This window comes from Sporosarcina koreensis, assembly GCF_042655825.1.
In the GTDB taxonomy this organism is placed as follows: Bacteria; Bacillota; Bacilli; order Bacillales_A; family Planococcaceae; genus Sporosarcina; species Sporosarcina koreensis.
The window spans coordinates 111,379-125,305 of record NZ_JBHSNP010000025.1; the positions used below are offsets into that span (position 1 = coordinate 111,379).

Sequence of the window (13,927 nt, forward strand, 5' to 3'; positions counted from 1 at the left end):
TAACCAAAAAGAGAAGTTTTAGCGCTCTACATAAAGATAGCCTCAACTCCTAAAAGGGAATTGAGGCATTATCACTTACTTAACTATGCAGCCCCCCACTTAACCATGGACGGTGCCGATACGGACCTGTCGGGATTTGGATGAGGCTTGTTTTTCCTTGTGGACGCAGCTTAAAAATCTCATCAGAAATGTTCACATCAAACCCGAGGAGCGGGTGCCCTCCGAATCCGAGGGATGACGCGGCGAGCAGCAATCGTTGCACGAGCATACCCGCTTCCATTTGCTGAATGCGATATCCCCGGTATCCCAGTTTTGTTTTGAAATGATTATTGTCTCCAACTACATGCAAAGAGAGCGGTACTTGGAACAGATTTACATTGTCTCCGGACAATCCGAGCTGTAATGGCATTCGCTGATCTCCGAGTTGTATGCTACGCAATGCATGGGCATCGCTGTCATAGTGATATGCACCATTCGGAATGTCATCGACATTATACAAACATCCGTAAAGTGAGACACGGGGCTTCTGTTTCTGATGAATGTCATCCAAATCGTTTTCATATGAGAAGGAATCCATCGCGCCCTTAAGCAGTGTGGCAAGCTGTAGTTGACTCACCTTTCCCAAAACGAAATCTTTTTCCGGTGAAAATCGCTTTCGGCAGACCGACGCCAAATCATATGACAATCGTTTCACATGAGGCAGCGTCACCGTTTGGCCGCCACAATTGATAGGATCCTCTTTGATCTGCCGAAACGATTTCGTTGATTCCAACATAGATGCTTCATTCATCTTCGTTACCAACGGAAACTCTAGAACCCTTCGTGAACGGACGTAATGAGTAGACTGAATTGCTGTCAATTCTTTGCATAATTCAATGGCAGATTCATCCCCATCAATGTTGCCTTTGTAGAAGAAGCTTGTTGATTCCATTGATAGCGGAATTACCGCATACACACTTTCCTCTTGTTCGGATAGCCCAAGGAGATGATTGACGGCCCGATCAAGAAATTGGAAGCATACCGGAGAGGCGAAGCGAAAACATTTTGCAACTTCCAGTAATTGTCCAATGAGGACTCCGGCATCCAATCCTTGAAGACGGTATGCGAAGTTATTATATTTAAAGAAGTTCTTCCAAAACATCGTCGATACAAAGACAGTGCCAAAACAATCGGATACATCACAGCGATTTCCAAGTGCCCGGGAGATATATAAATCGAAATTCCCTTCGCGCAGCAACACTAATCGATGATGTGCCACATCATAATGGTAAACACCGGAAGGCAAGTTCTCTATCTTCAAATACACGTACAATTCGTTTGGATACAGCGCCCCACCGGAAGGAACGAACCGCCGTTTCGACTGCATGAGGTTTGAGGTTGGATCGCTGGAATCAAAGTTCATCATAGACTCGCTAAATTGCGTTAGACCATATACATACCAGAGAAAATGACCGATCTTGCCAAGGTCTGGGATTCCAGATTCCTCCATACCATTAAGCGTCAACGGTACTTCTAAAGAAAGCGGAATCACAGGTAAGCCGCGGTAAAGCTTATACGTAAACGGTGCATCATCCCAATCCACTTCCCAGTCTGGCGGGCTTACCTTGTCAATGTCAAAATGGAGATTGTGCAGCAATGCCTCAAGATTCATCCTCCTACCTCCTCACGACTGGTTATGGGAACGGATGCGGAAATGGATTGAGCTGTTCAAATGTTAGCGGCTGTTCCTTATATCCGAGTTCCATTGGCACACGGAGCACCCTCTCAAGCCCTGTTAATCGGATAAGATGTTGACCGAATGTCATCGGCAGCATTCCCGGAATCAATACTTTAACGCAGGATAGTCCATTTTGTTTGATTTCCGGTGTTGTTTGATCCACCACGATCACATCGAGGTTCAATCCCCTAAACACCTGGAGAATATCCCGTAGATCATCCGTGAGGTCTGCATGCACTGCTTCCCATTTGAATTCTTCGTCAAACGTTCGCAATGGCCGATTATCATCCAACAAAAACTGTAGTCGTTCTTGCGCTTCCGGCAACCCATACAACATCCCGTGATGATCCATCTTTCGTACCAAGGAAGAGTCCTTCAACATTTGTAAATACTCCTCCCGGTTTGCTTCTAGATTTTTGTCAAGTATTAGCATCATGCCAGCCAACTCATGAATCGAGCTTTTCGCCGCTCGTATTGGATCCAGATGAGCGCCTGCCGCAGCGATAATATTCATTCCCGCTTTTTTCCTGTTTTTCGCCAGTACCATAACACTTGGAATTCCATTCTCCATCGTCGAATTATAAAAATAAAGATCATAACCACAAACCGCCCGCACACGGTCAATCATCAATAGTAGTTCTTGATCATTCGTAGAATAAGGGTCAAGACGTGGAAGTGCCAGCTCTGCATACCACGTCATCAGGAACGAATCACGCTCTACAACTTCCATAATACCGTAGAAAATAGCCTCTTCTAAACTACCGCCTAACGCACAGCCGTTGGAAGTTTCATATATAAATCCTTCACCAGCACTCACGCTGTAATAAGCAAGCAACTCGGGAATCAGAATAGGACGCTCTTCCAAAAACGAATAACCCCAAACCCAATCGATGGAACGATCAGGATCAAACGGTTTGAAAGGAAAATTAGGCAGCTCATACTGTTCCTTTGAATGGACACCGACCTTGAGAGGATTAAGCGCTCGGTCTCCCAGATTGCGGTAGCTGTCATGAACCACTGTTCGTTTTCCACTTGGAGACAGACCACAATAACGCTCCAACCCTTCTAAAATAGCCGTAGACTCACTAACCTTGTATGAATGGGTTCGGCCTGCCACACCCTCATCTCCGCCAAACAACGGCAGATTAACATTTACATCGGCAAATGGCAGCGTGAGTTCATGCATCTTACCATTAAGCAACCCAGTCCGCTGATCTAGATAATCCTTGCTTAGAAACTTTTGCAGGTCAGCCATGGAACGACAACGGAAACTGTCAGGATTGCTTTTCAGACTAGATTGCAGTGTAATTTGGGCAGCAGCTGGTGAATCATTGGGTAATTGACTACAGACTGGACACAACGAGTCAGGAAGAAACAAATGCCATGAACTCTTTAGCGATTTCAGATTGATTAAACATAAACGACCTTCAGAATAAGCCTGATTTCCATTCAGTACGCTCTGTACCTCCGACCCAAGAAGATGCGCCATTTGCAGTAATCCCGTGCGCGATGCCCAAGCATCACTCGATATTCCACCATGTTCCTCAAGTAGCTGTTCCATCTCCCACATCTCTTTACGGTCTCTTCCTGCCATGAGACGTCGCTTATCGGCACACTGGGAGCAGCCTGGTATTTCCGGACGTACTAGTGGACCAATCACAGCTTCTCCATATGAAACAAAACCCCGCAGCCAAGGTATGCCGGTTGGTCGCAATACCTCTTCTGCCTTTTTATGAATGGTAGGATTTAAGGTATCGTGCAATACCAGGACCAGATCAGTCGTTTCTGGTACGCCCTCTTCGAAATCGTAGCGGCGTATTACTTCATATTGAGTGGATAGATCCCCGCACACCCGGTCAGCCAATAATCCTTCGCCAACAACCATTACGATGGCACTCACTGGAATCCTCCCTCCTCTCGCAACAACACGCCAAACACCCCTGCAAGCCCCTCTTTCAAAAATGGTTCAAATGCTAGATCAACTACTACTAGCCGTTTGTGATTCCGTTCGAGGATTTGTATGGCGGAATGCAAAATATCAGGTCGACTGTTCTCATCACTAGCGGGGATAACTAGGCTGGGTAGTGCCTTTTCTTCCAGTAGAAAGGACGAATTCTCTTGGGCATACACCGGGTTCATCAGCGCCTGTTGTAGCACTTTTCGCAACGCCAATGTGATATTCAAATCTACACCGCCATACCAGCCGTCATCCGTTCCGACCCAGATGACTGGGAAGCCGTTCACTTCCTCTCCTAAGCCGATTGTCGGTGAACCTTGCATCGTAGTCAGTGCCTCCAAATAAAACCGGCAGCTTTCATCTTCTACCGTAACCACTTGCAACGGTGTTATTTCGATTTTATTATTTATGAGCCGTACGCTTAGCTCATTGTCCAAACAGCCTTGCAATCCCCGGCAAATACCTTCTGCAACCGTTTCCCCAGCTCCAACTCCGATGAATTCATTTATTTCCTTATAGTAAGGCAGTCGTTCAACCGCTCGTGACACATATGATTCAATACCAGCAAGTCCTGCATTCCTCCGTGCTTCCGCATGCGTCAAACCTGTACAAACAATGTCTGGCAACAGCTCGGCGGGTCCCTTTGAAAATAGATCAACCGCTTGAACGCGGCACTGAGATAAAGGAAGTTGCTTTAGATCTCCTTCCTCCCAAACATGGAAAATGCCTGATACTTCCGATGTCAACTGGCCAAAGTAAAGTAACAATCTATTCGTTTCATCTTTGCTTTCGTTTTGTTCTAGACGCACATCCAAATCTGTTACCCATTCACTAGACAAGTGTCCATCCACCAACGGATGAGGCAAAAACGAATGCCAGTTTCCTTCTAATGTGTCAAGATCAAGCAAATAGAATAAGTTTCGCTGTTCAGATTCAGTCACTCCTGTAATCGCTTTAAACAATTCAAATGTGATGACATTCGCTAACATTGCCCCTGCTGTCGCAGAGAAACCGGTGAACTGCTGCTCATTGGAAAGTCCAGCTCGATGCATGCGTCTCCACGCAGACTCCCAACATCCCTTGGAATCCGGATGCACTAGCGGACCTGCAAGGCCGACCTGCTGGTGACATATAGCAGGGAGTAACACCTTCTTCTCTTCCCTGCAAACCTGATGAAGAACTCGGAGTTCCTCTATATCGCCCTCCTGGGACACGTACAAAATCGAATCAAACGGTTGAACAATCTCCCGCCAATCCTTTTGTAAACTGACTTCTTCTACCGCTACCTCGGTGTCTGTTTTACGGGCATGTGCGACGAGTTCCACCAATCGCTGTCTATTGGTCGGCACCGAGTCCGTGATTAGCATATGGAACTTCGGCAATCCAGATTCAAGTAATGAAGAAACCAACGACACAAAAAAAGGACCAGAACCAACTGCCAACACTTTTGCCTGACGATAGGTTTGGAACCGGTTCGCACTCGAATCACCAAAACTGTCCAGAAATTCAATTTGGGAGGCATACTTCGTAAGAACCTGATCGGCCAATTGATGAGGAAGATCTTGGCTCACATCCCGGACATACTCATTTCGGTACAGCACTTCCGCAATTTCATAGACACGATTGCGATATGGAACAGGCAATCCATCTGTCAATTCCCCTAGCGTGTACTTCCCGTTGAACATTGGTATCAGTTTTTCAATCCACTGAAAGATTCCAACTCCTTCCATACGGAAAGAACTTTTATTATTCCTGAAATACACACCATTATTTGATTCGGGGAGAAAAAATGTGTCTCTTTTCACCTTCAGGCGCATCATAGGGGTCAAATTTGACATTTCGTTCCTCCTTCTAAGTCGAAATTATGACCAACACTATAATCCTATGTATGATAACTTGTTTCATATGTTAAACCTTATATAGAAAGATCCCTGCAATTACTGCAGGGACCTTGGCAATCATGTTTTTCTTAGAAGCCGAAGCAACGGCCACCACACCGGAATCCGCAGCGAAAACCGCCGCAGCGGAAACAATTAGAGCAACGGAAACAACTAAAGCAGCCAAAGCAGCTAACGCCACAACGGAAAAAGCTTCCGCCAAAGCAACCGCCAATGCCAAAGCCACCGCCAAAGCAACCGCCAATGCCACCGAGCAACGCAGTTTGATTTGAGTTCGGGTCGAAAGCAACTGCCTCACTCGTATTGAAATCTCCAACATTCAACATCTGGAGATCGTTCTGGAATTCATACATTCTTGACACCTCCTGAATTGAATTTAACAAAGTGCGATGAACATGCAAGGCGAACTACAATAATCAATCGTCCATTATCACACTCCTTACCAATTTATGAAAGGGGAGTGGGGAATGATACTGAGTTAAATGCCCAGTATTGGCATACAAAAACCCCGAAATCGGAAATGGTTAGTTTCCCGAAATCAGGGTCTGAATGAGTAATGTTTAGTTTTAGTTCACTGACCTGTCCGCATAAAATAAAATCACTCCTACTTTACTCCACGCCAACCCGCATTCCACCGTCACGTTTACAATACAGTTTTGGCAAGAGCTCTAATTCCCCCCACTTTTTGCTCACGTTTCCTCTGATTATAATCAAAATATAGAGAAATAGGTTCGAGGAATGTAGGAACAGAGCAGGTTCAAAGGATTACTTAAATAATAGTTTCATTATAGTCTAATTCCAAACAGCATACTGCCATATATTATAGATAGGTTAGTCTGTTAGGAGGTGAGTATATGCTACATTTTCCACCAGGTCCAGGAAGATCCTTCCCCCCAATAAACAGACAAGTATTTGGCCCTCATTATCAGGGACAACAGTTTGGCTCTCCTTTTCAAGGACGACAATTTAGAGCCCCTTACCAAGGACAACAGCTTGGCTCTCCTTTTCAAAGACGACAATTTGGAGCCCCTTATCAAGGACAACAGTTTGGCTCTCCTTTTCAAAGACGGCAATTTGGAGCCCCTTATCAAGGACAACAGCTTGGCCAAATTCAGTACAATAGATGGGACCCATCTTTCATGTTCCCTAACAATTCATCTCAAGGTAGAATTTTAGGAAACCTGCCGAACCATATCAACACACTTATGGGTCACGCCAATACCATATACAATGGATATAATATGATGAGACAATTAGGATCTGTTATGAGTATGTTTAGATAGTAAATGCCGATGTTCTTATATATATTGGACATCGGCTTTTTTAAAACAGTTGAATTGAATGAAGCGAGTTTTTTATAAAGTGCAAGGGTTTATTGCATTGCTACAACCATGTCCCCTTATAATAAAGTCCCTCTCTTTTTACCCCACGCCAACCCGCATTCCTTCGTCACGTTTACAATAAAGTTTTGGTACGAACCTCATTTTCCCATGCTTTTTATTCACGTTTTCGGAGATTTAAAATAAACTTCTTTCATCCTGGTTTTTCCCAAACCTTGATATGACGGAGATCAAGAGCCAGGTGGAGCGCAGGATTGACTGCGACTTTTTTTAAAAGGGCGTGGCGGCGCCCTTGGACTTTATTTTAAAGGGTGTGACTTTATTGTTGGGCTACAGACCAATGTCCAACCAAGCGACACACTCCACATGGCTCGACTGCGGGAACATGTCGACGGGCTGCACTTCCTTCGTCCGGTAGCCGCCGTCTTCCAAGATCCGCAAGTCGCGCGCTAGTGTGCCCGGGTTGCATGATACGTAGACGACACGTTTCGGTTTGTATTCCAAAATCGTCTGCAACAGCTTCTCATCGCAGCCTTTACGAGGGGGGTCGACGACGAGTACGTCGAAACGTTTGCCTTCTGCGTACCATCTTGGGATGACGTCTTCTGCTGCGCCAGCTTCGAAATGGGCATTCGTGATGCCGTTCAGTTCCGCATTGCGTTTGGCGTCTTCGATTGCTTGCGGTACGATTTCAACACCGTACACTTCCTTCGCTTGCTGTGCAAGGAAGAGCGAAATTGTGCCGATGCCACAGTACGCGTCGATGACCATTTCGTCGCCTGACAGTTGTGCGTAGTCGAGCGCTTGTTTGTAAAGCACTTCGGTTTGGGCAGGGTTCACTTGGTAGAAGGAGCGCGCCGATATTTCAAACTGGATATTGCCGATCTTGTCGATGATGAACGACTTGCCGTATAAGTGAATTGTTTCATTCCCAAAGATGACGTTCGTTTTTTCGCCGTTGACGTTCTGCATGATTGATGTCACTTCAGGTACGACTCTTTTGATGAGTTCGATGACTGCTTCCTTCTGCGGGAATTTCTTTTTCAATGTGACAAGGACGACCATGATTTCCCCTGTCGCCTTCCCTTTTCGGACGATCAGATGCCGCAGCATACCGCGATGGGTCTTTTCGTTGTACGCTTCAAGCCCGAGTGCATGCATTTCATGCTTTAACGTGGACATGAGCTCGTCCGCCTCTTCGCTTTGGATGATGCAGACGTCCGTGTCGACGATATGATGGGTGCGCGATTTGTAAAAGCCGGAAACGACTTTGCCGTCCCGTTCGCTGAAGGGGATCTGGGATTTATTGCGATAGCGCCAAGGGTCTTCCATTCCTTTGACGGGATGGACAGGCACGTCCGGCAATTTCGCGATGCGGTCAATGACGTCGCGGACCTGTTTTTGCTTTTGAAAGAGTTGGGCTTCGTAGGATAAATGCTGCAGCTGGCAGCCGCCGCATTCCCAGAACACATGGCATGGCGGTTCGATGCGATCTGTTGAAGCCTTCGTCACATTCAGCAGACGCGCGAATCCATAATTCTTCAACGTCTTCCCGACCTTGACCTCGACTTCCTCGCCTGGCAATGCACCGGGGATGAATAATGGATAGCCCTCCACTTTTGCAACGCCCGAGCCGTCATGCGTCAAATCCTCCACATGCACAGTTAGACGATCGTTTTGATTCACAATAAAAGACATGATATTTCCTCCAAATTTCGTATGCTCTCAGTTTAACACAAAAGCGGAACAATTCTTCTGTGTCAAGGCAGGGCAAAGGTCCCGAAATGACGATAACTTTTGGAAAGTGACCGATAAAATTGTGACATTGACCGATAAGTTCCTGGGAATGACCGATAAAATTGTGAAATTGATCGATAACCGCCGGGAAATGATCGATAAGTGTAAAAAAAGCAGACGCCGGCTAGACGTCTGCTTTTTGTCATTCTTCTTTATCTGCCACCGCGCCATCCAACGGCGCAATGAGAAACGCGACGACGATGGTCGCAATCAGAATGATGAAAGGTGCGTAGAAAATGAGAAAATCAGTCATGCTGCAGTCCCCCTTTACACATGAAAATCTTTTTTCCCGCGGACATACCCTTTATTGAACAGGAACAGTCGCATCAGCAACACAAGCGACGGAATCAACAGGCATAGTCCGAGAATGAACGCGACAATGAGCGATATCGCCATTGCCGGATTCGTGAAACTGTCGTAAATCGTCAAATGCGGGTAAAGCAAGTATGGATAATGGGACGCGCCATACCCGAAGAACGCAAAGGCGAATTGGCCCATGAGCAATCCGAATGCCAAGCCGTAGTTGCGCTGTTTCCAAATCAGCCAAACCGTTCCGACAAATAGAAGGAACGAAATGAGGAACATCGGCCAAAACGTCTGGATATTGCTGTAATGCTCAAAGTTATGCTTCCGAAGCTCGTAAATGATGCCGCCCGCCGTCACAATCGTCGGCAACGACCAGATGAGCGAATATTTCCGGAGCAATTTCGTCGCCTCAACGTCGCCTGCTTTATTCGCATACCACGTCAGGAAGACCGCCGAAATGTAAAGCGTTGCGGCAATGCTTAGCACGACGATCGACCACGTCAACGGACTTGTGAATAAAACCCAGTAGTCGAGTACCGGAGCTCCCTCGACCATTTCGATAAAGCCGCCTTCCGAAATCGTCAGGACGATCGAAAGAGACGCGGGAATCAACAGGCCCGCAAGCCCATACATGAACGAATAGCCTTTATGGCCTCTAGCGCCGTATGTTTCAAAAGCATAATACGAACCCCGGATTGCAAGCAGGATGATGCCGAGGCTGACAGGAACCAATAACGTCGTCCCATAATAGAACGCCGTTTTCGGGAAGAACCCGATGATTCCTACGAAGAAGAAGACGAGAAAGACGTTCGTCACTTCCCATACCGGGGATAAATACCGCTGGATGATCTTCGTCAAGATGCGCTGTTTCCCGGTCAGCAGGCTGTATGCGTTAAAAAAACCTGCGCCAAAGTCAATGGCGCCGACGAGAATATAACCGAAGAGGAACGTCCAAAGAACCGAGATCCCTAGTATCTCCAGGTTCATTGCACATCACCGCCCTTTTCCATATGACGATCTTCCAATTCACGTTCGACTGGGTTTTTGCGGAACATCCGTCGCAAGACGACGACACTTCCGATGCCGAGGATGAGGTACAGCAATGCGAACAACACAAGCATCAAATCGACTTGCCCGCTCGTCGTCGCGGCGTCCTCGACACGCATGATTTTACGAAGAATCCACGGCTGCCGCCCGACTTCTGCCAGCCACCATCCTGCTTCGATTGCGATGATGGACAGCGGTGCCCCGAGAACAATAAGCCAACGGTACCATTTCGACGACACGCGTTTCCAGCCCCGTTTGATGCCGATCCAATACAATGCGGATAAGAGTGCCATCCACATGCCGATGAATACCATTATGTTGAACAGGTAATGGATATAGAGCGGTGGAATTTCATCCTCAGGGAATTGGTCCAAGCCGATCACTTCCGCTTTCGGGTTATTATGTGCAAGCATGGAAAGCCCGAACGGAATCTCAATAGCATACTTCACTTCCCCGTCTTTCAGCACGCCAAGCAAGACGAGCGGCGCATTTTCCTGCGTTTCAAAATGCCATTCCGCTGCTGCCAGTTTCTCGGGCTGGTACTCCGCCAAGTATTTACCGGAGAAGTCCCCGATCAACGCCGTTGCCATAGAGAACACAAAGCCCAATTTCATTGTTAGATAAAGGGCTTTTTTATGGTAAACATGATTGGAGCCTTTCAATAAACGGAAAGCAGCAATTGCGGCCAACACAAAGGCAGACGTCATAAATGCCGAAACTACGACATGCGCCACTTTCGTCGGCATTGCCGGGTTGAACATCGCGATGATCGGATTGATGTTGACAAGCTCCCCGTTCACGATGTCGAAGCCTTGAGGCGCATTCATGAACGCATTCACCATCGTGATGAAAACGGCAGAAAACGAAGCGCCGATCGCTACAGGCACTAATAGCAGCAAGTGCTTTTTCTGATTTTCAAACCGATCCCACGTATATAAATAAATCCCAAGGAAGATGGCTTCAAAAAAGAAAGCGAACGTTTCCATGAATAATGGAAGCGCTATGACATTTCCTGCGAGCTCCATGAAGTTCGGCCACAGCAACGACAATTGGAGACCGATGGCGGTCCCTGTAACAACACCGACTGTAACTGTAATAATAAAACCGCGCGCCCACCGTCTGGCAAGCAAAATATAATGTTCATCGTTTTTCTTGATTCCCACCCAGTGCGCGATCATGATCATGAGTGGGACACCGACGCCGATTGTCGCGTAAATGATATGGAACGATAACGTCAGTTCCGTTAAGACTCGCGAATAAAAAACGGCTTCTTCATTCCCCATCTATTTTCCTCCTTCAACTTCCGAAAATTCTTCCGACAATCGAAAGCAACATGATTCCCGCTACGACAAAGGCTAGCCACATGAGCCACTTCTCTTGTTTCTTATACACGGGATTCCTCCGTCCTTTGTATTCCTGTCCTCTTTCCTATCATAAGATAACTGCTCTATACTTTTCCCTTTTTACGATCGAAATAACAGGATTGTCACATGTATTGTGAAAAGATTTCAACCGGAGTTTTGCTCTTGAGAGTATTTGGAATCTTGTGTATAATGGAGAGATTAAAGAGAGGTGAGCAGGATGGAAATTAAAAGAAAAGTTTTAGCTTATATTACGAAGGATGAAAATGCCGAACGGAAGCTCCTTGTGTTCGAGCAAAAGGACAATCCCGAAGCAGGTATACAAGTGCCGGGCGGAACCATTGAAGAGGATGAATTGCTCATCGATGCGCTCTACCGCGAAATTGAAGAGGAAACCGGCATCCGCCGGGAGCAACTGCAATTGAATGGCAAAGTGAATAAGAACAATTACTTTCCCGAACACCGGAAAGACGTCATCCATGAGCGGAATATTTTTCATCTCACTTACATCGGCGAGGACGAAACGGAATGGGATACTTGCGTCAATAGTACCGGCAAGGACAACGGCATGATTTTCCATTGCCGCTGGGTTCCGGTGAATAACTTGCCAGCCCTTGCAGCGAGTCAGGATGAAGCGCTTGAGTTTATTATTTGAGGCGAATTAATGGAGCCCTTGTGCAAAAAATAAAAGCTGCATGGATGTTCAATCCAATGCAGCTTCTTCATTTTCAATCTCGTTATCAATCCGGTCCTGCTCGCGCAATTGATCGAGCGGGGCGAACATCTCGATATGACGGTATCGGTTTTCAAAAGTGGCGGGAAGGGTACCGCCGTATTCCCCGTCCAAGTTCAATAGCACTTCCTCAGTCGAAGTGATCTTCACTTTTTTCGGCTGTGCGGAGATGACTAGCGGGTCATCCAAATGCTCCCCGCGCAATGCCAACGAGACGACTCTGATGAATTCGGCGATATTACATTTTTTCAACACTAATAAAGTGAATCTGCCGTCATTGACGCTTGAGTTCGGCGCCAGTTTTTCCAGACCGCCGACGGAATTCGTCAAGCCAACGAGGAATAGCATCACTTCCCCTTCGAAGACTTCATCGTCATACTCGATTTTTACGTTACTTGAATGGATGGAAGGGAGCATTTCAATCCCTTTCAAATAATAGGCAAGCTGGCCGAGAACCGTCTTGAGCTTGCTCGGCACTTCATATGTCAGCTCGGTCATCCGTCCGCCGCCTGCGATGTTGATGAAATGGCGGTCGTTCATGAGGCCTACATCCACAGGGATCGTCTCCCCGCGGACGATGATGTCGATCGCTTCGTCGATATCCCTCGGAATCCGCAATGCCCGGGCGAAGTCATTCGTCGTCCCTGTCGGAATAAGACCGATTGTCGGTCTTTTTTCAAATGGAGAAACGCCGGCGACAACTTCGTTCAACGTTCCATCTCCGCCTGATGCGATGATGACGTCAAAACCCCGTTCCACAGCGTTTTTAGCAGCAATGGTTGCATCGCCTTCCCCCGTGGTCGCATGTACGGATGTTTCATAGCCGGCAATTTCCAGCTTTTCGAGAACTTCAGCCAGATGCCTCCGGAATACTTCACGTCCTGATGTCGGGTTATAAATGATTCTTGCACGCTTCATACATGTTCCCTCTCAATTCATACAAATTGCAACGCTTGCATGCGTCGATGATCGTACAATCAGACGCTTACTTGGACTGTCCGTCCTGCTAAAAAGTTCCCATACCAGTTCACTTCGTCTGTTGCAACGCGGGCATGAATGTATTGCGGATGTCTTCGTAAACCGTAAGCCATAATTCAGGCTGGGTCGTATATTCCTTCATTAATTCATCGATGAACGCCCGTTGTTTATCTGCAAAATCAGGTGCGTCTTTAGGAGGCAGTTGTTTGCGGCGTTCCATGACGTCCTCTTGGATGGATGCTGCGCGCGGGCCCCATTTTGCAAGCACTTCGCCTTCTTTGTCGAGCAGCAGGTAAATCGGGATCGAACGGCCGCCATTCGTCAAATACCGGTCAATCAGATCTGTATCTTCGTCGCGATAGACTGTCCGCACGTCCAAGTCAGCAGCTTCTGCGATCCGGCGCAGGATCGGATTATTCATCATCGCGTCCCCGCACCAATCTTCCGTTATCACTAGTATATTGGGCTTTTCCGTTTTTGCTATTTCAATAAATGCATCGTCTTGCGGTACGTCGAATTTTTCATAAATGCCGAAGCTGTTTTCTTTATGTTTTTCCATCCGATCCATGTAGTCAGCAAGTGAGATCGCTTCATCAAAATATTGCTTTTCAGTTTTCATTCCGACACCTTCCTTTGATTAAAATCGAATCCTTTTTCTTAAGTGTACGGCTATTTCTTACGTGAATCAAATAGGATGCAAAAAACTAAAGCGGAGGGCGCTTGCTCAGCTGCCCGGAACTAGACGTGGAAAAACAGTAAAACGCCCTATACGGAGACTTTCGCAAGACCCGTA

12 protein-coding genes are annotated in these 13,927 nt (G+C 46.8%); 1 reads left to right on the top strand and 11 read right to left on the bottom strand.

Annotated elements, in window-relative coordinates; all coding sequences use genetic code 11:
- Nucleotides 1–79: 79 nt before the first annotated feature.
- The 9 genes from ACFPTP_RS11425 to ACFPTP_RS11465 form a co-directional block, all read right to left on the bottom strand.
- A complete protein-coding gene (locus tag ACFPTP_RS11425; RefSeq protein ID WP_381444950.1) occupies nucleotides 80–1,651 on the bottom strand; it encodes a SagB family peptide dehydrogenase in 1,572 nt (523 codons plus the stop codon).
- A gap of 22 nt (nucleotides 1,652–1,673) precedes the next feature.
- Entirely contained in the window at nucleotides 1,674–3,617 is a 1,944-nt protein-coding gene (locus ACFPTP_RS11430; RefSeq protein ID WP_381444954.1) for a TOMM precursor leader peptide-binding protein, read from the bottom strand.
- Nucleotides 3,614–5,512: a putative thiazole-containing bacteriocin maturation protein gene (locus ACFPTP_RS11435; RefSeq protein ID WP_381444957.1), complete on the bottom strand. Its 1,899-nt coding sequence runs from the start codon at nucleotides 5,510–5,512 to the stop codon at nucleotides 3,614–3,616. The genes ACFPTP_RS11430 and ACFPTP_RS11435 overlap by 4 nt, the downstream gene beginning before the upstream one ends.
- A gap of 131 nt (nucleotides 5,513–5,643) precedes the next feature.
- On the bottom strand, nucleotides 5,644–5,925 hold the full coding sequence (locus tag ACFPTP_RS11440; protein ID WP_381444959.1) for a heterocycloanthracin/sonorensin family bacteriocin: 282 nt from the start codon (nucleotides 5,923–5,925) through the stop codon (nucleotides 5,644–5,646).
- Between the two features lie 613 nt (nucleotides 5,926–6,538).
- The gene (locus tag ACFPTP_RS11445) at nucleotides 6,539–6,706 is read right to left on the bottom strand and encodes a hypothetical protein (RefSeq protein ID WP_381444962.1); all 168 of its coding nucleotides are present in this window, start codon (nucleotides 6,704–6,706) and stop codon (nucleotides 6,539–6,541) included.
- 536 nt (nucleotides 6,707–7,242) lie between these two features.
- Entirely contained in the window at nucleotides 7,243–8,610 is a 1,368-nt protein-coding gene (rlmD, locus tag ACFPTP_RS11450; protein ID WP_381444964.1) for a 23S rRNA (uracil(1939)-C(5))-methyltransferase RlmD, read from the bottom strand.
- A gap of 241 nt (nucleotides 8,611–8,851) precedes the next feature.
- A complete protein-coding gene (cydS, locus tag ACFPTP_RS11455; protein ID WP_381444967.1) occupies nucleotides 8,852–8,962 on the bottom strand; it encodes a cytochrome bd oxidase small subunit CydS family protein in 111 nt (36 codons plus the stop codon).
- Nucleotides 8,963–8,976: 14 nt separating this feature from the next.
- A complete protein-coding gene (locus ACFPTP_RS11460) occupies nucleotides 8,977–10,002 on the bottom strand; it encodes a cytochrome d ubiquinol oxidase subunit II (RefSeq protein ID WP_381444970.1) in 1,026 nt (341 codons plus the stop codon).
- Nucleotides 9,999–11,345, bottom strand: a complete 1,347-nt coding sequence (locus ACFPTP_RS11465) for a cytochrome ubiquinol oxidase subunit I (RefSeq protein ID WP_381444973.1) — start codon at nucleotides 11,343–11,345, stop codon at nucleotides 9,999–10,001. Before ACFPTP_RS11465 ends, ACFPTP_RS11460 begins: the two co-directional genes overlap by 4 nt.
- A gap of 298 nt (nucleotides 11,346–11,643) precedes the next feature.
- Between ACFPTP_RS11465 and ACFPTP_RS11470 the strand changes: the two genes are divergently transcribed.
- On the top strand, nucleotides 11,644–12,078 hold the full coding sequence (locus ACFPTP_RS11470) for an NUDIX hydrolase (RefSeq protein WP_381444976.1): 435 nt from the start codon (nucleotides 11,644–11,646) through the stop codon (nucleotides 12,076–12,078).
- A gap of 48 nt (nucleotides 12,079–12,126) precedes the next feature.
- On the opposite strand, the gene ACFPTP_RS11475 is transcribed toward ACFPTP_RS11470, so the two are convergent.
- Together ACFPTP_RS11475 and ACFPTP_RS11480 are read right to left on the bottom strand one after the other, a co-directional pair.
- Nucleotides 12,127–13,074, bottom strand: coding sequence for a diacylglycerol kinase (locus tag ACFPTP_RS11475; protein WP_381444978.1), 948 nt, complete (start codon nucleotides 13,072–13,074; stop codon nucleotides 12,127–12,129).
- A 109-nt stretch (nucleotides 13,075–13,183) separates the two neighbouring features.
- Nucleotides 13,184–13,753: a thioredoxin family protein gene (locus ACFPTP_RS11480; RefSeq protein ID WP_381444981.1), complete on the bottom strand. Its 570-nt coding sequence runs from the start codon at nucleotides 13,751–13,753 to the stop codon at nucleotides 13,184–13,186.
- Between the last annotated feature and the right edge of the window lie 174 nt (nucleotides 13,754–13,927).